This is a genomic window from Arenibacter aquaticus (genome assembly GCF_003957295.1).
Classification (GTDB): Bacteria; Bacteroidota; Bacteroidia; order Flavobacteriales; family Flavobacteriaceae; genus Arenibacter; species Arenibacter aquaticus.
This window is the reverse complement of the sequence record NZ_RQPJ01000021.1, coordinates 161,697-183,080: the sequence shown is the minus strand read 5'-3', so window position 1 is coordinate 183,080 and position 21,384 is coordinate 161,697. Positions and strand designations below refer to the sequence as shown.

Annotated in this window: 15 protein-coding genes and 1 riboswitch; of the genes, 4 read left to right on the top strand and 11 right to left on the bottom strand. The window is 38.8% G+C overall.

Features of this window, described 5'->3' with window-relative positions:
• Positions 1–19 precede the first annotated feature (19 nt).
• Positions 20–178, bottom strand: a complete 159-nt coding sequence (locus EHW67_RS20955; protein WP_317126888.1) for a DUF6747 family protein — start codon at positions 176–178, stop codon at positions 20–22.
• A gap of 481 nt (positions 179–659) precedes the next feature.
• Between EHW67_RS20955 and EHW67_RS16710 the strand changes: the two genes are divergently transcribed.
• Positions 660–1,352 carry a LytR/AlgR family response regulator transcription factor gene (locus EHW67_RS16710; protein WP_126163533.1) on the top strand — a complete coding sequence of 231 codons (693 nt, stop codon included), beginning with the start codon at positions 660–662 and terminating at the stop codon, positions 1,350–1,352.
• A gap of 224 nt (positions 1,353–1,576) precedes the next feature.
• Here the strand turns inward: EHW67_RS16710 and EHW67_RS16705 are convergent, their stop codons facing one another.
• From EHW67_RS16705 to EHW67_RS16665, 9 genes are all read right to left on the bottom strand, one after another.
• Positions 1,577–1,861, bottom strand: coding sequence for a Trm112 family protein (locus EHW67_RS16705; RefSeq protein WP_126163532.1), 285 nt, complete (start codon positions 1,859–1,861; stop codon positions 1,577–1,579).
• Entirely contained in the window at positions 1,858–2,499 is a 642-nt protein-coding gene (locus tag EHW67_RS16700) for a thiamine phosphate synthase (protein WP_126163531.1), read from the bottom strand. Before EHW67_RS16700 ends, EHW67_RS16705 begins: the two co-directional genes overlap by 4 nt.
• Positions 2,496–3,551, bottom strand: coding sequence for an AIR synthase family protein (locus EHW67_RS16695; protein WP_126163530.1), 1,056 nt, complete (start codon positions 3,549–3,551; stop codon positions 2,496–2,498). Before EHW67_RS16695 ends, EHW67_RS16700 begins: the two co-directional genes overlap by 4 nt.
• Complete coding sequence (locus tag EHW67_RS16690) at positions 3,552–4,274, bottom strand: class I SAM-dependent methyltransferase (RefSeq protein WP_126163529.1); 723 nt, start codon at positions 4,272–4,274, stop codon at positions 3,552–3,554. It lies immediately after the preceding gene.
• A gap of 62 nt (positions 4,275–4,336) precedes the next feature.
• Positions 4,337–4,432: riboswitch (TPP riboswitch) on the bottom strand.
• A gap of 446 nt (positions 4,433–4,878) precedes the next feature.
• A complete protein-coding gene (locus EHW67_RS16685) occupies positions 4,879–6,819 on the bottom strand; it encodes a heparinase II/III domain-containing protein (protein ID WP_126163528.1) in 1,941 nt (646 codons plus the stop codon).
• 241 nt (positions 6,820–7,060) lie between these two features.
• A complete protein-coding gene (locus tag EHW67_RS16680; protein WP_126163527.1) occupies positions 7,061–10,225 on the bottom strand; it encodes a PAS domain S-box protein in 3,165 nt (1,054 codons plus the stop codon).
• A 319-nt stretch (positions 10,226–10,544) separates the two neighbouring features.
• On the bottom strand, positions 10,545–10,892 hold the full coding sequence (locus EHW67_RS16675) for a hypothetical protein (protein ID WP_126163526.1): 348 nt from the start codon (positions 10,890–10,892) through the stop codon (positions 10,545–10,547).
• 312 nt (positions 10,893–11,204) lie between these two features.
• Positions 11,205–14,468, bottom strand: a complete 3,264-nt coding sequence (locus EHW67_RS16670) for a PAS domain S-box protein (RefSeq protein WP_126163525.1) — start codon at positions 14,466–14,468, stop codon at positions 11,205–11,207.
• 11 nt (positions 14,469–14,479) lie between these two features.
• Positions 14,480–14,917 carry a response regulator gene (locus tag EHW67_RS16665; RefSeq protein ID WP_238389972.1) on the bottom strand — a complete coding sequence of 146 codons (438 nt, stop codon included), beginning with the start codon at positions 14,915–14,917 and terminating at the stop codon, positions 14,480–14,482.
• 301 nt (positions 14,918–15,218) lie between these two features.
• Here EHW67_RS16665 and EHW67_RS16660 point away from each other — a divergent pair, with 301 nt between their 5' ends.
• From EHW67_RS16660 to EHW67_RS16650, 3 genes are all read left to right on the top strand, one after another.
• Positions 15,219–15,710 (top strand): hypothetical protein, encoded by a 492-nt coding sequence (locus EHW67_RS16660; protein WP_126163523.1) that lies wholly within the window; start codon positions 15,219–15,221, stop codon positions 15,708–15,710.
• Between the two features lie 71 nt (positions 15,711–15,781).
• Entirely contained in the window at positions 15,782–16,474 is a 693-nt protein-coding gene (locus tag EHW67_RS16655) for an SGNH/GDSL hydrolase family protein (protein ID WP_126163522.1), read from the top strand.
• A gap of 59 nt (positions 16,475–16,533) precedes the next feature.
• The gene (locus tag EHW67_RS16650; RefSeq protein ID WP_126163521.1) at positions 16,534–17,634 is read left to right on the top strand and encodes a family 20 glycosylhydrolase; all 1,101 of its coding nucleotides are present in this window, start codon (positions 16,534–16,536) and stop codon (positions 17,632–17,634) included.
• Between the two features lie 61 nt (positions 17,635–17,695).
• On the opposite strand, the gene EHW67_RS16645 is transcribed toward EHW67_RS16650, so the two are convergent.
• Positions 17,696–20,794, bottom strand: coding sequence for a glycoside hydrolase family 2 TIM barrel-domain containing protein (locus EHW67_RS16645; RefSeq protein WP_238389971.1), 3,099 nt, complete (start codon positions 20,792–20,794; stop codon positions 17,696–17,698).
• Positions 20,795–21,384: the final 590 nt, after the last annotated feature.

Genomic DNA, 21,384 nt, shown 5'->3' with positions numbered 1-21,384 from the left:
TTTTCTTTGGGACCACCTATCAAATACCAACCATGGCGGAAATAAGATGGTACAATACTACCATAAAAAATACGGTGCAGACCCAGAAGTATATTTTAAATCCATTTGCTATTAAATGGTTTCCAATACCCTTAAAAGTTCCTTGTTTATTGTTGCTTTTAAGTGATAATCTGGACATATTCATGAATCTCGTTTTTTTTTGCAAGAATATTACCCCTTCATAATTCTTGGAAGGAAAACTAGATAAACGGAAAATATTATCGATTAAATGCAATTGTAAAATAGCCTATATTTCTGTTTCCATTTAAACAAGTTTGTATCTTGGAAAATCTTCAAATTGTAGGGCAACAAGTTAGGTTTTAGGATTACCTAAAACAATTAATTCCACCAATTCCCACTGTTTCATAGCAACTAAAATGCGTCTCCCTATTGCTTGCATCGAATTTCGACAAATAATGCAATTAATTTTAAATAGCATATACCTTTTAAGCCTCTATATCTGATTTTTACAATTTATTCTTTGGGAATTAACTGCCAAATATCTAAACCACAAAATTCTTCATTTACACAACACATTATGCACCGTTCACATCATTTTTGGCAACTTGGAAGGTAGTTTTGGGTACCTTCAACAAGATTTAAAACGAGGATCACCAATTATGAAATTAAGAAGTATTATTGTAGACGATTCGTCTATGCAGCGCATTGCCGTAGCCAAATTAGTGAACAATCATCCCCACCTGACAATGGTTGGAGAGTACAGCAATGCCATTGAAGCAAAGAACGGACTTAAAAACAGTAACATCGATCTTATTTTTCTGGATGTGGAAATGCCCATCATCAATGGGTTCGATTTATTGGAATCCTTAGACAGCCCACCACAGGTAATATTGATTACCGGAAATCCCAACTACGCCCTTAAAGCTTTTGATTATGACGTTACGGATTATCTGCATAAACCTATCTCTGCTTCCCGTTTTGATACGTCTATAAAAAGAGCTCTAACTAAATATGAGCAGTTGCAAAAGGTGCCAGAGGATGATGAATATATCTTTGTAAAAAGCAATCTAAGACAACGTAAAGTAGTGCTTAACGACATAAAGTGGGTAGAAGCATTGGGCGACTATATAAAATTGGTGACCAATGAAGGCAATGTAGTTATCCTTTCTACTATGAAGTCTTTTGAACAGAAATTACCAAAGGATAAATTCCTGAGGGTACACAAATCATACATTGTAAATTTGGAAAAAGTTCAGAAATTCAATAGTAAAAGTGTTGAACTGGACGGAAGACAGCTTCCGTTGAGCAGAAACAAAAAAAATGTGTTAATAGAGGCCCTACATAATGTATAATCATCATTTTTAGGCGCTACTTAGAGTGCTTTGTGAATTTAGTATAACCAATAACTAACTAGTATACTATGGTTATAAACCAAAAACAATATTTAGTAATATAAAAAAATCGAGGGTCGCGACCCTCGATTTTTTTTGTGTAATGTTAAATTCACCTCTTTAAAGAGACAATAGAATTACTTCTATTAATCTTTACTTACCATGTAGGCCTAGGCTGTAATTTCCTACCCTTCAACTTCCATAGATGCCGAAATTCTAAAATTTTCAAACGTACGTCCCTTTAGATGTTTTTGCCATCTTTCCACTAAAGGGCTTTCAAGTTTATATTCACGGTATTCGTCCGGACTCATAATTGGGATACCTTTTACAATGGGGTACAAGCGTTCACAATTTGTACATACTAAAAAGCCTTCCAACACATTATTGGAGGTATCCTTTGTTATTTCCGTTAGCTTAAGATCCGCTTTGTCAAAGGGGCAACATAGTTTGTTGATCGTTTCTTTCTTCATTTTTTATTTAATTCTTTTAGATAATTATTTATTGATTCGCTAGGGTTTGTTGCGCCCATAATACCAGATACCACAGCAATCCCTTTAAAATTAAGTCCCTTAAGTTGCCCCAGATTATTGGCGGTAATCCCACCGGCCAAATATATAGGCAAATCATAATGTTTGGACGCCTTTTGTATGGTATTAAAATGGACTATCTCGCAACTGTTGGCAGTTTGGGAAGGAAATACGGAACAAAAAGAAATATAGTCCAGATTGTTCCTGTTTGCCCATTCTACCCAACTTAAATCATTATTACAGGTAAGTCCGCTTATAAAAGATTTGTTTACTCCAGCTTTTATTTCCTCATAATCTTCAGGAATTATATCAAAATGAATCCCGTCCAAATCGGTTTTATTAAGCAAACCCCATTGGTTATTTATCAATACCGGAACATTTTTAGCATGGCATAGATCGCAAATTTTACAGATTAAAGTGGTTATATCTTGAGTATCTTTAAAATTGTCCCAAATCTGTACTGCTGCTAGCCTTTCATTAAGGCATATGTCTAACTTATTCAGAAGAACTTTTTCATCCATTGATGGGTCAATTATCAAATAGATACCGGAACCCATTTTTCGTTTTTGGCCCGCATTCATTTCCAACCCGAATTAAATGCTTTGTAAAATGCTGCCCAATAGGGGTCATTTTCATTGTACCCTAGCCTGTTGGCCTCATCATTTTTCATAAGCTTTATTCCTTTGTCCCTTTCCACTATTTCCCCCACTTCAGTACAGACAATATTTTCCTTTTCCAACCTAGGGATGACATCTCTTGCGCTTCCTTTTTTACAGGTGATGACCATTGAGCCTGCCCCTATACAGTTACGTGGGTCCAAGGAAAACAAGTCGCAGACTTTATTTTGAACATAACCTACAGGCAATTGATCATTATATATCAGAGCCCCGTTATCGGAAGCCGTTGCCAATTCATATATTGCTCCCAAAACACCTCCCTCTGTAACATCATGCATGGCCGTTATATCCCTATGCTCCCTATTTTTCCCTACCGCAGCCAAGGCATCTTGGAGTGACGAGGTGTCGTAAAAAGAATCACTGGCCAGTTCTTGTATTTCGGCACCCAATTTATTTTTAACGCTTTCCGGAAAACACATGGCAAGTATGGCCGAAGAAGAAATAGCGCAGGATTTTGTCACCAAGATGGTATCTCCCGGCCGTGCTTTTTTTGAAACCAACATATTGTCTTTAGGTCCAATGGTTATAAATGTACCTCCACCGGCCATAGTGGAATTTTGCCCTTCTACAAAACCTGTATGACCGCCGGTAATGGCTATTCCAATTTTAGAACAAAAACGGTGTATATAGTTCCAATATACCTCAAAATCCGATTTTGAAAAGCTACTGGGCAGATTTAAAACAAATTGCCCGTACATGGGTGCATAGCCTGTGGTGGCCATATCGTTTGCCATTAATTGTACGGATAGCCAGGCCGACTCCTCCAATCCAAGACTTGGGAGGAGAGTTAGTGGGTCACTGGTCATGGCCATAGCCATACCCTGAGGCAAATCTACAATTGAGACATCTACCCCAAATCCAGGTCCAGTGCTTACTTCCTTTCTATTAAAGCCACATTTATTGTCAATAAATTTTTGGAATAAATGTGGATCTATTTTTCCTAGTTTGTCGCTCATTTATTCTACGTCATTTAATTTGATGTACAACCCAAAAAAATCACCTAGTGGCAGACTCCATTGTTGTACGGGAAACCATTTGGGCAGTCCGGTACAAGTCCATTCTATGGAGTAATCCCTACCTTCAAGCGCCGTTTCTATAATTTTGGTAAGTTTTTCCGGTGTGTAAAAGGTTGCCGTAAGATAGAATGGATTCTTACCAAACACTTCTTGTATCCTTCTTCTCACCACCTTGGTAGAATTTCTATTCATCATGCCCATGGCTATACCATATTTCCCTACTCTTGCAGCCTCTCGGATTACTTGTACTGGGTCCTTGTAATATTCAAAAGTGGTAATGAAGGCGAGGGAATCAAAGGAATGGTCTTTAAAGGGCATGTGGTGCGAATCGGCCATAACAAGATCACCATCAAATAATTCTACGGCTTGCGAAAGCATCAATGGTGAAATATCGCCTCCTGTTGCCTCAATGCCAATCTCTTTCCACCAGCGGGTAAAGCGGGTAGTACCACAGCCAAATTCCAACAATGTTTTGATACGTTTATCTTTGGACACCAGTTGTTCCATTACCTTCTTTTGCCATATTTCAGCACGCTTGTACCTCCCTTCGTACCATTGCTCATAGGTATCCGTGTGTTCTCTGTTAAAAAACCATTCTGGCCTGTTTTGCCAATTTTGGTCGTCCTTGGGAATAAGTTCTAGATTTGATTTTTCTATTTTCATTTTAATTTGTTTAAAAACAAAAGCTCCATTATTTGGAGTACCAAACAATGGAGCCGAAAACGAAATATCTTGGCTTGCATCCCTACGTTGGCATTATCCAAATCAGGTATCGGGTATTATCTCAGCTTGGTCTTTACCAGGCACCCCGTGCTTTAGTGTTGATAAATGTACAACTAAATTTTAAATTTATTCATTGATCTGCATGTTTCTACTTGGCATTCTTTTATTATTTGGCTATTTAGAGCAAGCCTAAAAAGTTTACCCCTCTATGCCTACTTCGTTACTTAGAACATTAATTGTCAAGTGATTACAAACAATTCTTCCTTCGTTTTTCTTATTTTTTTTCTGTCTTGTGTTCTATCCAATGTAGATCTATACCCTATAGGGGCAATTACCGCTGCATTGAGCCATTGCTCCCTACCAATAAAATATTGTTGCCAATGTATAACACCTTGACGTACAGAAGCTTTTTTTACCAGAAAACAAACACTTTTACACAGGGCTTCATATTCTTTGGAATGGTTGACAAGGTCTTTTGGAACGATTATAAGGTGCAACCAGCAGCTGCAAATACCTCTTTATCGGCAACAATCTTTTTCGCATGTCATTTTACGGGCTGTACCGAAATATTTAAGTCCTGCTGGGTACTGCTGCCCAACACTTCAAATCTTATGCGATACAATTGCTTCCCCCAAATGCTGTACAGTCTTGAGTTGGCGTCAATAACAATATTTTCTATGATTGGATTTAGAATTTCTGGATTGTACTGCAAAGACAAGCCGGTCTTTTTCCGTCCAAGTCTTATATAGCCCGGTTTTGCTATAATGGGTTCCAAGGCAACCATAAAATTAAGGTAGGTATTCCCCACATTTTCCAAAAGCGAATATGAATCCAAAATCTCAAATTTCTTGCCTCTTATCAGGTTATAACTACGCTGCCATTGCCCTACTTTGGCTTTTTTGGGATAGGCCCCTGAAATATCCAAAGAATAAGTGACGCTATCCTTTTCTGCCTTATAGAAACTGTTTTTAGCTTTATATTCCTGTCCGTCTTTTTGGTCCACACCATTTATGGTAGGTAGGTTATGATATGTAGATTGCATGGTCCAGATAGAATACCTATCCTCACTAAAAGTTTTGGCCGTATAGGTATCTACCCCTACATCTATCAGGGCCGGCTTGCCATCATAATATAGAATAAAAGTGCCCACATCATTGTGATTATGGCTTTCTGCATTATGGCCTCCCTTTGCCGCGAAATAAAAGCCATCATGGTTTTCCCTATTTTCCCTTGCGGCCATAATTTGAGTGTCTGGCAAACAAAAATCACCCAAAAGGGGTTCCCTCGCCTTTGCATTTTTAATTTCGTCCAAATTAAAGAGCTCATCCAGGGCCAGTTCTATTTTTCCTTTGAAGGTACTTTCTCCATAATGTTGTTTCCGGGCCAAGAAAGCCCCAAAATCGCTCATCACCGTGTCATTAATGCGCTTTCCATAACGATAAATAGTACCGGGGCGCGATTTTAATTTAGCGGAGGCATCGGCAAAATTCACAAAATATTCTCCATTGATATAAGCTTTATAGATATACTTCCCAATGTTCTGAACAAGCTGCTCTTCATAAATATCAATTTTACCTTGGCTTCCCTTAAAAAGAAGTTCCAAGTAATCAAACAACTTACCGCCAGCATGGTTCCAGTAAGACGGCCCCTCTTCACAGCCGCCGTCATCCTTATAATAATTCATAAATTCATCAACGGAAAGCATGCTTTTTTGCACGTTCACACTGCGGGTTATGGAATCTTTTTCCAAAAGCAAAATACAGTTCAAAGCATTGTAGTTACACCAAGGGTTCCAATTGTTGACCCTCTCATTGGTATACCCCATCCAACCAAAATCACTTCTAGTATAGTACGGTTTAAGTACCTTTTTTTCTATTTCAAATCGCAGCCTTTTCAAAATTAAAGGGTTTACACTGTCTATTTCCTCTTCCAAGAAATGATGGGTCCATGCCAAATTGGCCGCCACTTTTCCCACTCCCAGATCAATGGTAGGTTCTAGTACATCGGGCAGCCCGGCACCTGCCCGTTGAAGGGACAAATGTGCCGAATTGCCCCAATAGGTTTGCTCGCTATAATAGAATATCCCATTGATAATATCCTTTAGAAATCGGCCTTTGCCTTCCATCAATTCAGCCAATACCAAGGCTTCAAAGGCTTTAATATTCTTCCGGTAAGGTTTCTCCATAATAGTCCTACTACCGCTTTTGGTAAATTCCAAATAGTGCGAAACCGGAATATACTTCCATTGATACTCCAAATAATTTTCCCCTTCGGCAACATAGGCATCCCTCAGGTTTTGGGGAATCTTTTCCCATTGCGTACGATTTTTATATTCTGGAAATGGCACCCAGGATTGGTCTTTTACAATATATTTTTTAATAGTATCATAGGGGTAATTACCGCTTAATAAGTTGCGGTAGGCCTGGGCATTTATAAACTGGACATTAAGGCAACAAATAAAGAATATATACAGTAGTATTCTCATGCTTTGGTTTGGTGGTTTTTATTATAATGTTACAAGATCCCAATTTAAACGTTTTCCGCCCAAAGAGAAACATTTATACACATTAAATAGTACGCAAATTCCATACTCAGATAGCTACTCTCAAAATCTATAGTAACCTATATTTATTATCGTATATGGGGCAATAAGATAATTTTCTGGAATATATAATGGAAATAAAGCTCAATCAACCAAGTGGCCGAGTTAATTAAAAACCTAGGTATCACCTATCAGATGCATTTAATGCTTCTTTGTCTTTAATTTTATTGGTTTTATCGCTTATTTCGTGAATAACCTCATCAAGTTCATGGGCAGAAGTTGAGATCAGATCAAATAACTCCTCAACCGATAGATCGCCACCATCATATTCTTTAAATAGGTGAATCAGTCCCATTATTCTTGCCAAGGGAGCACGTACCACGTGCGATTGTAGCCAAGCAATTTCACGCAGGTTTTTGTTGTGTTCTTTTATTTTTTCAAGATGCTGTCTAGAAGTAGTAATATCCATTACCGATCCCACAGAACGTACCGGAGTGCCCATATTATCCCTAAGAATAAAACATCTATCTACCATATATGCAATAGAACCATCTTCCAATTCCATACGGTATTCATGCTCCCAAGAATCCTTTTCCTTATCTCCCAGACTATTGTACAAGCTATTAAGCACCCCGTCCCTATCCTCTGGATGCACCTTTTTAAACCAACTATTATCCTTATTAAAAGGTTCATTATGGGTAGGTTCCATATCGCTTTCCTCTGCATTGCCCCTGATCATTATATTTTTTTGATGGTCTATTTCCCAAATCATTTCATTACTGGCCAACATCGCCAATCTAAACCGTTCATTACTAAGAAGCAGTTGTTGTTCAAATTCCTTACTTTCGGTTATATCCTGTACAGTACCTTCTATATGGGATCTTTCTCCCTGTTCGTTCAACTTTACTTGAATTTCTTCGTGCACCCATTTTATTTTTCCCGTGGGCGTTAAAATTCTATGATCAAAGCTATGCAGTTTCCCGGGAACCATATTTAGAATGGGATCACCTTCCATTATATGTCGGTCATCGGGATGTAGACAATTCTTAACATTCTCAAAGGAGGGAACAAAGTTTTTAGGACTATGCCCAAAGATCTTATATACTTCTTCTGTCCATTGTTGGATATCTGAATCGATATTACGTCGAAAGTATCCCAGTTTAGCTATGCTTTGGGCATATTGCAACCTCTCATAGGCCGATTTTAAAGATATTCGCGCAAGTTTATTCTCAGTGATATCCTTTGCTACGGCCACAATCAATTTCTCATCCTTTTTTACCGTCCCGGACCAAACAAACCATCTCTCATCTTTTTGGGCGGTTAGCATCCTTACCTCCACGCCTTCAGTGGATAAATTCTGCATTAGTGACGTCAAGTTTTCATCAATTACCCCAAGATCGGCACTATTTACAAATTGTTGGTAATTGGCACCTACCAAATCCTCCTCTCTGTAATCCAATGCAACTGCTAAGGCCTTGTTCACCTTCTTGATACGGGAGTCGAAACCTATAATACAAAACGGGTCTGGAGAAATATCGAAGAAATTATGATATTCATCCTCCGTAATCCGTTGTTTTACCACCGCTCCCATCTCATCTCCTAAGTCGGCTAAAAGGTATTGCATGTTGGACAAAAAGCTCTTTGGTTGCTGGGAAAACAGTAGTATACAGCCTAAAAATTCTTCACCATAAAAAACAGGTAATCCGATAGCCGAATTTATTGAAGCCGTTTCTGCCCCCTTTTGCCGTACACAATCCGAACTGTCCTTTATATTTCCCCACAGACAAATGCTTGTTGTTTTCCACACATTACCGGCCAGCCCTACACCTTTCCCTACTATATCCACTACACTGTCTTCCTGATAGAATTTTTTAATGGCTTCTCCCCGGTATGCCTTGCCCCTTAAAATAAGTCGGGTCCCATCATTTGTCTTCAACCAGATTTCCCCTGCACAGATATTGGTAGAAGATATCAAAATTTCCATTGCATTGTCTAAACAGTCACTAAGTTCACACGGCTGTACTATTGCTTTTGATATGGAGTAGAGCATGTCTTTGGCCATTTTCTTTTCCATTTCATCGGTTACCTCCGTTGTATTAGCGACGATTCCAGCGATTATAGGGTCGGACAAATGATTGGTAAGAACCGTTTCTATCCACCTCCAATTGCCCTCACTATCTTTGAACCTATAAGGGGGGACGGATACATGCTTTTCATTTAAAGCTCTAGGCAAATACTCCTGTAGTCGTGGTATATCTTCCTCGTTAATAAAATCAAAGGCGTTCTTTCCTATAAAATCCTCAGCATTTATACCTAAGACGGTTTTAGAATTTGGAGCTACATATTTATAGTTTACCCCACTGTCTACAATAGCCATTAAGCCCTTACCCCTCTGCACCATTGTCTTAAATTTGTATTCGCTTTCTTCCAACTTTCTAAGGGCTTCGGTACGAGCCATATGGTTTGCCAAATTAGTGGATAGGACATCCAATAACTGAAATTCTTCGTCTTTCCATTCTCTTTCTTGGTTACAATTATCTATTCCGATAAAGCCGAACAGATCACCACCAGCCATAACCGGCAAAGCCAATATGGACCTTAATTTCATAGACGTCAAAAATGCTTTGGTAGCCGATTCTTCCATATTGGCCACATGGGCCTCATACCTTTGGCCTCTCTTAAAGCAAACCAGTAAATCAGAAACCTCCGATAGGTGTATGTTCTGAAATTTAGGACTCTCAAGCATAGAATTTCTCTCGGCATTGGTCCAGGCCATTTTATGTGAGGCGGTCTGTTCCTTTAAATTGATATCGAAAAAATAAACGCTATCCACTTCCAGGGTTTCAGACACAATTCGGAAACATAGTTTTAGCGCTTTTAACCAGTCTATATTTTTCAACAAGATGGAATTGATATCCGAAATTGCCCCTATAATTTGTTTTTGTCGCAAAAGATAATCTTGGTATTCAACTTCTTCCGATATATCTATAGCACTGACAATTTCACAATTCCTCCCGTTATATGTTATTAAATTGGACTTTAATCTTACCGGAAAGACTGTACCATCCTTTTTTTTATGACGAAAAATACTTTCTTTATAAGTTCCTTCTCGGGTAACCATGTCCTTAATAGCCTTATCCAACCTAGGGATATCCTCCTCTGGTCTTATGTCCTTAAGGTTCATTGATAAAAATTCCTTTTGCGAATAACCGTATTGCCGGATAGCTTCCGTATTTACCTTTAGGAATTTAAGGGTTTCCATATCAAAAATCCACATAGGAAAAGGTCCTAGCTCAAAAATTAGATCTTCGGATTCATAGGGACTCCCGTTGGATGATAAGCTGTTCATTATATAAAACGATTGCAAACAACTATGGAGAACAATAAATTTAATACAGGAATAAAATGCTGGTATATGCTATTTCTTAAAAAGTGGTCTTAACATTTGTACTTATTACAACAAGAAATTCAAAAGCACCACAAATTGTTAAAAGACACAAACTGCAGCCGAACCAATAATCCAATTTTATATTGCGTCCCCTACTAGGCAAGACAGGCAATTAGATTTCAACTTAATGATTCTTCTAAACTAATATCCAATTGGCAACGCCTATCACTGTTTGGTTAACTCTATGCAATATAATAAAAATATGCTTTGCTCTTTTGCGTTATCCCTGCAATTCTTTCCATCCCATTATTGCTGATAGGCCTCGGGCATGCGCTTGATAGGAATGGTAATATATTTCTTTATTTAGGTCTAGGATCACCGGCCAATGAATGTCGTCTACCCCTTGTCCCAAAACGTTCACGATTGCCGTTTCTACAAACTCGGAACTGATTGCCCCAAGAATCCTTACCTCCTCTGAATTGTCCATACCAGATAGCCCGATATAATATTCCGCTGGTTTCCCCGAAAAGGAACACACCGGAACATCAAGGGATAAGGAAGGAACTTCCTTTAATTGCCCTCCCTTAAAATCCGTTGACTCGGCCATAGAAATACACCCTCTTTTCATGGCGTCAAAATTACCTCATTTCTTTCTTTAGGATGCAGTTTTGGCCATAAAAAAAATGTGCTTTTTATTAACCGTTATAGAAGTTGGTTCTCAGTTTTTTAAATAAAGAACTAACAAGTTTGGTGTTATTTATAAACATATAAAAATTAGACTTCCCTTAAATTTTGGAATATTTCTGGTAGATATGGCAACACCTTTATCATTGGACTAGCTTGCCCCATATATCAGCCTTATCATTGCATACTTATCCCCTATGAGTCTTGGGCCCACCTCTTATTTTGACATCGTACTAGTTAGACATTAGGTTTCATGTTAGCGTATGGCTTGTGCCTCATTTAACGGAAGTAGTATCTCAAAGCTTGCCCCCTTGCCCAATTCACCCCTTGCCGTTACCATACCGTTATGATTTTCCACTATGCGTTTTATAATGGCAAGCCCTATTCCCGTTCCAGGGTATTCTGTCTTCCCGTGGAGCCGTTGGAATAGTTCAAATATCTTTTCGCTATACTTTTGATCAAATCCAATGCCGTTGTCCGAATAAACGATCCGACAGTATGTATGGCCAGTTGGCTTTTCTTCTTCCTCCCTACCATGGTCCGTTACGTGATCACTCTTTATAGAGATCTCTACAGCTAGGTCCGGCTTAGAAAATTTCAAGGAATTACTTATCAGATTGTAAAACAGTTGTTTCATCTGAAAAGGTATAACAAAGATCTCACATGTACCATCAAACTCAATAGATGCATTCTTTTCAAGGAGCTCTTCACTAAGATCCTGTTTCACATCCTCTATTATATTACCCAAAGATGTATGCTTAAAATCGCCCTCCATATTGTGCGTCCGGGAATAGGCCAACAAATCATCTATAAGCGACTGCATCCGTTCTGCAGAAAGTTGCATCCGATTAAACAGAAATTTCCCTTTTTCGGAAAGGGTATCCATGTCTTTCTCTATAATTCGAGAGGCAAAGGTCTGTATTTTTCTTAGCGGCTCTTGTAGGTCATGACTAGAAATATAGGCAAAGGATTGCAGCTCCTTGTTCATTTTCTGAAGTTCAATATTCTTTTGCTCCAGTTCCAACTTTTTTTCGTTTAGAGCATCATCCGCCTCTTTCTTTGTAGTTAAATCGTGTGTAACCTTAGAAAAGCCTATCACTTCATTTAGCTCATTATGTATGGCGGTAATAACCACACTTGCCCAAAACAAACTTTTATCCTTCCTTACCCGCCAGCCCTGATGTACCGCTTTACCTTCTTTCGCGGCCATGCCCAATAATTTTTGGGGAAGCCTAACCTTTCTGTCCTTTTGTGTATAAAAATTGGAAAAACTCTTACCTATTATTTCTTCTGCCTTATAACCCTTTATTTTTTCCGCACCTGAATTCCAATTTTCCACTATACCCTCACGGTTTAAGTATAGTATGGCGTATTCCTGAACCTCTTCAACCATCAGGTGATAACGCTGTTCACTTTTTTTAAGGGATTCATTTAATTCCAACAGCTGAGCGGTACGTTCCCTGACCTGCCTTTCCAGTTCGTTCCTAAAAACTTTTTGCTCTTGTATATCTGCACTGCTGCCAACCCACATTTGTATTTTTCCTCTGTCATCGCGATGTGCCTGAGCCCTACTTAGATGCCAACGGTATGTACCGTCGTGTTTGCGAAAACGATGCTCCATCAAAAAATCTTCTCCTGTGGCTACCGAGTATTCCCACAATTCAATATTTTTTGTCCTATCCTCTGCATGTACGATCTGCAACCACCCTCCATTCTCTATTTCTTCTAGTGACAGTCCGGAGTACTCCATTACCGCCTTATTAAAATAATTGAGGTTACCTTTGGGATCGGCTATCCAAATAAGCTGCGGAAGGGAATTGGCGAGGAGTCGGAATTTTTTTTCGCTTTCCTCCAGCTTTTTTTGCGCCCTTACATGATCCGTAATATCAGTATTGCTACCAAACCATTTTACTATCTTCCCCTTATCGTCATAAACAGGTAGAACTCGGGTAAGAAACTGCCTAAAGGTTCTATCCACACCGCGGAGAGGAAATACCATTTCAAATTCCTTGCCTTGTTCCAAGGAGTATTTCCAATTAGACATCACTTGGGGTAGAATTTTAGGATCCTGTACAGACTGCCAGCCCCAGCCTGCCATTTCTTCTGCGGTTTTCCCCGTATAATCATACCATTTTTTGTTGTACCAGTAGATAGCGCCATCTGCATCTGCCAGCCAGGCAAGGTTGGGTATATTGTCTGCTATGGCCTTGAAATGCATTTCACTTTCTTTTATTCTTTCCCTGGCCAACACCTGGTCTGTAATTTCAATCAAAGTGTTAATAGCCCCGGTAATTCGCCCTTCGTTGTCATAAATAAGTTGGGGATAAGGAATAAAATTTGCCCTACTGCCATCTGGCCGTTCCACCAGCAGTTCAGGTTTAATTAGTTCCCCTCCATTTAGAGCTATGGCCATAGGGCTTTCCTCTAAGGGAATAGGATTTCCGTCAGCAGTAAAGATTTTCTTGGAACCACACCACAAATCCTTTCCTAGCTCAGGGGTACGTCCCCAAAGTTTAACCGCTGCATCATTATAGAGTTGAATACGCCCTTTGGAATCACAGGAATATACCGCTACGGGCAAACCAAAAATAAGCTCTTTGTATTTTTTCTCGCTCTCTTCAATAGTTTTACGGGCCAATACTTGATCCGTGACTTCCATTCCCAAGGCCATTATTCCTTCAATCTCCCCATTGGAATTCAAGAGAGGTTCACAACTGAAGTTAATATAGGTAGTTTCCAAATTTCCCTTCCGCATTAGTTGAACAGGAAACTCAGAGGTAGTAAATGTTTTGCCAGTTTGGTATACCTTGTCCAACAACTCCTTTATACCCTGTGCTCTAAGTTCCGGCATTGCCTCTATAATTGATTCACCCAAAACTTCCTCTTCACTTCTCCCCCACATTTCAAGAGCCAGAGAATTGGCCATTTCGGTAACGTACTTAGATCCACGAAAAATAGCTATGGACACCGGAGCCTGGATAATCATAGATCGCAGCCTGCGCTCACTTTCCTTTAATCCACTTTTGGCCACCACTGTCTCCGTGGTTTCCGAACAGCTAACCAATACACCGTTTACAAGACCGTCATCATCAAAAGCAGGACTACCGCTAAATGTCCAGTACACCTCCTCCCTCCTCCCGTTTTTATAAAATGGAACCAACTGATCCGAAAATGATACAGCCTGTGACGTACTCAACACTTGGTCTACCATTGGACCAATGACCTCCCACAATTCTGGCCATACTTCTTTTCCTTTCTTACCTATGACAGGATATTTCCGTTCATTACCCAAACTTACTGCTAAGGCATCGTTGTAAAAACAAAATTGATCCTTGTCCCAAAATAAAAACATAGGTTGGGCTGTGTGCAAAATTATGCCAAGGGTAGTGCGTAAGCTTACCGACCAATTTTGAATGTTTCCCAAAGAGGTATTGTCCCAGTCAATAGTTCGTATCAGCTCACTCATTTGCCCCCCACCACTGAGAAACAATAGATTGTTATTTTTTTGGGTAGTTTTCAATTTTGTTCAATTTAAGGTTGCATCTCAAATTCTTCCCTGAGCGGTCTTTGGGCTCCTTTGGCCTTAATTGTTGAGATAGTCCTATTTATTACTGATTTTAAATCTGAAAAATCGGCCGGCTTTCGAATATAGTACTGAGCACCATTATGGTATAATTGATCCATAACCTCAAGGTTAAACGAGGTAGAATACATAACTACGGGTATATGCCTAAATTTTTCACTTTCTTTTATCTCCAACAAACACTCGGGCCCGGATTTACAGGGCATATTCAAATCCAGAAAAATAACATTAGGAAGACCCCTTTCATTGTTATTCAAGAACTCCATTAGTGCTACCCCATTGTTTACAGTCTTTAAAGAGGCTGCTATAGAAAGTTCCTCCAAAGCATCATTGAAAAACATGCAATCATCCTCATCATCATCTGCAAGAAGTATATAAAAATCCATATGGGTCATGTCTATTAGGTATTGGGATATTAAATCTCTTAATCCGCTTTGTGAATTAGCGTCCTAAAAATAAACAAAATTTTGGGGCCAATAGATATGTTATGCCTCAATATGAAGCGGATTGGTTTCGAGGATGGTTTTTAATAAGATTGGGTACGGTTTGGTATAATAATAATTTGATACACCGATACCTTGCTTAAAAAGCCAAAGACCTTACCTTTATAACTATTTACCCAAAGGATGTTTACTTCTCTTTTTACATGGGAAGTGCATGACAACTTAGCGCAACAATTAACTTACTATGAGCAATGCCAAAACCCTAACATTCAAAAGAATTTTATTTTCATTATCCATTACCCACTCTGCTGTTACCGCAGGAATTCTATTGTTTATCCTCTTTATTTTTATAACAACCAATGATCTTATCTTAGGCTTTCCTACCGGAAACACCGCTTTTGTATACCTAGTCCCGCTCATTGCTATGATTGCTTATTTTGGTAGTAATTATTACTTCCAAAAAAAATTGGCCCAAATACCAAAGAATAATTCTTTAAGAAAAAAGGTGGTTCATTACCAACAAACCTGCATGGTACGTTTTGCCATACTGGATATGGCAACGTTTTTTAGCGCCATAGTCTTTATGTTGCGCAGTAATGTATTTTATTTAGTAATTTCCTTACTTTTACTCCTGTATCTTATAAAATTGAGACCTACGAAAGTGAGATTGATAGAAGATCTAGCTTTGAGCAAAGAAGATAAGCTACAATTAGAAAATGAGGATCGTCCTTTGTAAAAATTATAAATTATTTTATCCCTATTAACAATTTACAGTAACCAATTATTAAACCACATAAAACCAACTCCATGAAAAGCCTTGGACTACCATTAATTTTTTCTCTATTCACACTCTTTACCATGAACGATACCATTGCCCAAGATTGGCCCAATCTGAAGCACTTTTCCGAAGACAACAAAAAATTGGGTGAGCCCCAGGCCAATGAAGACCGAGTGGTATTCATGGGTAACTCCATAACAATTGGATGGATAAATACTAGGCCTAACTTTTTTAAGGGGAAACCATATATCAATAGAGGTATAAGCGGACAGACCACTCCACAAATGCTATTGCGCTTTAGACAGGATGTAATAGATTTAAAACCTAAAGTAGTGGTTATTTTGGCAGGCACCAATGATATTGCAGGAAATACTGGACCTGCTACTCCAAAAATGATAGTGGACAATATTAAATCCATGGCCCAATTGGCTAGGGCCAACGGAATTAAAGTTATTATTTCCTCTGTACTACCGGCCTTTGATTACCCTTGGAGACCAGGACTGAAACCCAACGAAAAAATACCGGCTTTAAATACATTACTAAAAGAATATGCCGAAGCCAATGGCCATATTTATTTGGACTACTTTTCCGTTATGGCCGATGATAACAACGGACTTCCAAAAAAATATGCCAAGGACGGGGTACATCCTACCGCTGCGGGTTATGCCTTAATGGAACCCTTGGTGGAAACGGCCATAAAAGAAGCATTACAACGGCAATAGATTATGGACCATATTATTTGGGGTAATTTTTCATGAGTCAAAACCATTCTATTATTACTATGGGTAAGATTTTCCTTATATTGTTAACGCTGGGAACCCTTGTATGCAACGGGCAAAATACCTTCAAAGTGCAGGGGCTCTGTATAGCTGCTCCCAATGCCGATGGTGTGGACGAGTTTGTAAAATTCGTGGATGAAGAATTGGGCCCAAATGGTATCAACACCCTTGTATTACGCGTAGATTTTAATTACGCCTACGAATCTAGGCCCGAATTAAGGGGCACTAATCCATTATCCAAAGAGCAAATAAAGAAACTGGTTGCTGTTGCCAAAAAACACCATATAAATCTAATTCCTCAAGTTAATTTATTAGGACATCAGAGTTGGGCAGGGAAAACCAATAAACTTTTGGAGGTTTATCCCCAATTTGATGAAACGCCCCATGTTAAAATACCTGAAAAATATGAATGGCCAAATGCTGATGGACTTTACTGCAAAAGTTATTGTCCATTGCATCCAAAAGTGCACAATGTAGTGTTTGATCTAGTAGATGAAATTATTTCTGTCTTTGAGGCCGAAGCTTTTCACGCAGGAATGGATGAGGTATTTTACATTGCGGATGAAAAATGTCCTCGCTGCCAAGGGAAAGATCCGGCTACTCTTTTTGCCAATGAAGTTAATAAGATAAGTCGGCATTTAGAGATGAACAACAAACGGCTATGGATTTGGGGCGATCGTTTAATAGATGCATCCACCTCCGGTATTGGGATGTGGGAGGCCAGTATGAACAACACGGCCAGGGCCATAGACTTAATTGATAAATCTGTGGTGATATGCGACTGGCATTATGAAAAGGCCCTTCCAACCCCTGCCCTATTTGCCCTTAAGGGATTGGACGTTATTGCCTGTCCTTGGAAGAAGCCCGAAGTGGCCAGGGAACAGGTTATGATGATGTATAACTTTAAAGAAAATTCTACCCCAGAAATGGAGAAGCACTTTTTGGGCGTGATGCATACTGTCTGGTCTTCTGCCAGCGGATTCATTAAAAGCTATCATACCCAAAAAGAAAAAACAAAGCATCCTGTTTCCCAAGAGGCCTGTCTTAGGGCTATGTTGGCCGCAATAAAGGATCTGGAACCGATTGGTGAAAATAGCGATTAGACTTCATCTAGCTTGCAAAACATAAACCTACATACGGCAAGTGTATGTAGGTTTATACCATTTATTTTATTAGAATTTCATCCAAATAAAGGCCTTTATTCTCCACAGTCTCCAGTTTTATTGTGTTTGCTCCGCGATCTATGAGAATTGGAATTTTAATGGTGTTCCAAGAACGTCCTATATTGGCTGTATTGGGTAGGAAAAATTTATCCTTGACAACTTTTCCATTAACATTGACTTTCACGTAAGTTCCTGGAGCATTATCTATTTTTGTACTATAACGTATATGCAAATCTGTAGCCCCTGCTCCCCCGTCATTTTCTTGATACCATGTTACCGAAGCATTTATTTTATCTAAACTCACATAACCTTTACCATTGAATTTTTCTCCTTTGGTCAGAATATTGGCGTTGACAATAGTTGCTTCCTCCGCCTGATCACCTATAAACATAGTATCTCCCTGGTTATCATTCCATGTAAACCCTTCATTTTCTCCAAATTGCTCTTCCAATACCTGAGTAGGCTTACCATCTACCACTATTAACGCTTTTACGGTTGTTTCCAAGTCAACTTCAAAACTTTGGCTATAAACCTCGGAGTTTATGGTTGGTAAGGTCCCATCAGTGGTATAAAATATTTCAATTTTCGGATCAATTCCATTTCCCCTTAAATTGATTATTTCCGTATCAATGCTCACCTTATTGGATGTAATTAGTTTTTTCTCTCCCAAAATACAGCTAGCCAATAAATTAATATCACCAAGCTTGTTGGTGGATACTATATATGCCCGTGTAAGCCCATAAAATGCTTTTCTATGATTAGGTCCAACATGTGGTTCTACGTCTACAGGGCTACCATTATCCAAGGCTTTAATTGCCCCAGCCCCTATAACCTTAAAATAGGTTCTATTTTCCCCATATGGATAAAACTCCCCAGTACTATCAGTACTTGTAACCCGTACCTGTACTATATCATGCGCTTTGTCAACCAAAGGTTTTCCGTCTATTGATAATTTAATTTTTGCAGGCTCATTGGCTGTTCTTATGATTTCTTCGGCAACAATCTTATTATTCCTGTATCCAACGGCTTTAATAGTGCCTGGTTGCCATTTCACCATCCATTGGCATTGCATTTCACCCCACTTGGTTCCCGGTTTTATCCTCCCCAACGAGGAATTGTTAAAAAACAACTCCACCTCATCACAATTGGAATATACCCATACTGGAATTTCTGTTCCCAATGCTACTTTAGGATGTGTCCAATGTGGCAGAATATGAACCATTGGATCAGTGGTCCATTGACTTTGATACAAATAATACAAATCTTTTTCAAAATTTGCCAAATCAATGGCACCTCCCATAAATGCCCTAAATGGCCAACCACCATGTACATAAGCTGCTTCTCCAATATAGTCATGTCCAGTCCAACGAAAAGAACCTGCATAGGCTGGTATATCACGAAGTTGCTCTATATTTAAACGTGATGATACGCGTACAGTAGCATTGTCGTAACTGGAATTGAATATTTGCTTTCTATTTTTTCGATCTGACTCTTCTGTCCAATCATGCGTAAAAACTTCTTTTTCGGTTAAATCCGGTAGTTCGTACGGTCGCTGTTTTTTATTTGGAAAACCATCCCTAAACCATGTTTTAGTCCTATAAAACCCTCTTACTTGCCAAGTATGTGTGTTTTCTGTACCTATAAAGGCTTTTCCTTTTTGATGAGTCGATAAATTTTCTATGTAACCTTTCTTTTCACTGCTGCCGTTTACACCTAAAACATTCATGAATTCAGAACCGGAATGCCCTGAAGTTACTGAGCGAGTTGGATCTAAATGATTACATTGTGCTACCAAATCCTTGCCAATAGGACCTCGTGTTTCATTACCCACACTATAAATAATAACCGATGGGTGATTTCTATCCCTTTTGATCCAGTCGGTCAAATCTCGTTTCCACCAATTATCAAAGTAATGTGCTCCGTAGTCATTTTTGGCTTTTCTTTTCCAGCCGTCAAAAATTTCATCCATCACCAACATTCCCAATTCGTCACATATTTCATAAAACATGGGAGTTTGAGGATTGTGGGCCGTTCTAATGGCATTTACCCCCATATCCTTTAATTGCTGAATTCTAAAGCGAAGAATCTTATCCGGGACAGCGGCACCCAAAGCACCTGCATCTTGATGGTTACAAACACCCTGAAGTTTAATATTCTTACCATTTAACCAAAAGCCCGTTTGGGCCTTCCAAGCTATATCACGAATGCCAAATTTTGTCTGTACAACATCTACTACCTCATTGTCTAATTTAAGTTCACTCTTTAAGATGTATAAATACGGATTTTCCAGAGACCATTGTTTAGGGTCGGGAACTGCCAAGGTAGTTTTAACCACAGTCTGCGACTGGCTATTTATTTCATCTATATGGGAAACAATTGTATTTCCATTTTGATCCACTATTGAGGTTACCAATTCACCGCTTTTGTATTTGATGTCATTAGCTTCTATATCGGTTTCCACTAGAACATTATTTCCTTCTGTATAAACAAAAACCCCATCTCTGGGAATATGGGCCATATTTTTTATATTAATCCATGTATGCGCATAAATACCACTTCCTGTGTACCAACGTGCGGAGGGTTGTTTATCATTGTCCACACGAACCGCAAAGGTTATTTTGTCCGATTTTTTGACAATTTCACTTATATCATAAGCAAAAGAGATCCAACCATAAGGTCTGGTACCCAATTCTTGTCCATTGGCCCATACCGTACTGTTCATAAATACCCCATCGAAGTCGATTTCTATGTGTTTCCCCTTCCAACTTTTGGGAACAGAAATAGTTTTTCTATACCAACCAAATCCTGCAGGCAAATAACCCGACTGTGCGCCCATAGGGTTCTGTTCATTATATTCGCCCTCAATACTCCAATCATGGGGTACATTTAAAATTCGCCAATTGCCATCGTCAAAGCCAACCTGTTCTGCCCCTTTCACGTCTTTTTGAATAAATTTCCAGTCCTTATCAAAACTTATTCTATTATTGGTAATGGCAACATCGCCAACGTCATGGCATCCTATCATTAATAAACCAATTAGCAAACCTAGGATTGCTCCAGTTTTGCCCGCAATCCTACAACTTTCTATAATTTTTTGCATCCCAATCTTATACCTTATTCTCAATTGTTTTTTATGTTTGCAGCCGGTCTGCCCCATTAAAACTTATTAATTAAACTAATATGTATTAAAAGAGTGTCCTGATTGATATTCCAATTCAACAGCCTTGCTTTGGACTATAATTTGTTTCCAATAAACACTTTCCTTACATTTTTAAAGTGTTGAAGCCGCCAAAGTTATATATTCTTAATTACCAACTCCAATTCTTGATGCTTATTTCTGTTTATCCCCATTATTCCTATGCTTTTGAAACTTCATGAAACTCCCCAATCATCAGATTAAAATGCTACTTGTAACAAAGCGAACATCCCGGACATAACATTATAGCTAAACCATTTTGGTTTTGAGCCCTTTGACAAAACCGATTTTTTTAAGACAAGAAAACTCTGTTTTACTGTCCTCTATGTCACCTACCCATTTGACATTGGAATCGTTTAATGAACAAACGGATAAAGAGGCAATTAAAAAAACAACTTTTTAATGTATATATCCCTGTCAATTTAATTTCTGTGGTTGTCCACTACACATTTAATTGCTAATCCCATCTTGGATGCATAGCAAATATATTTCTA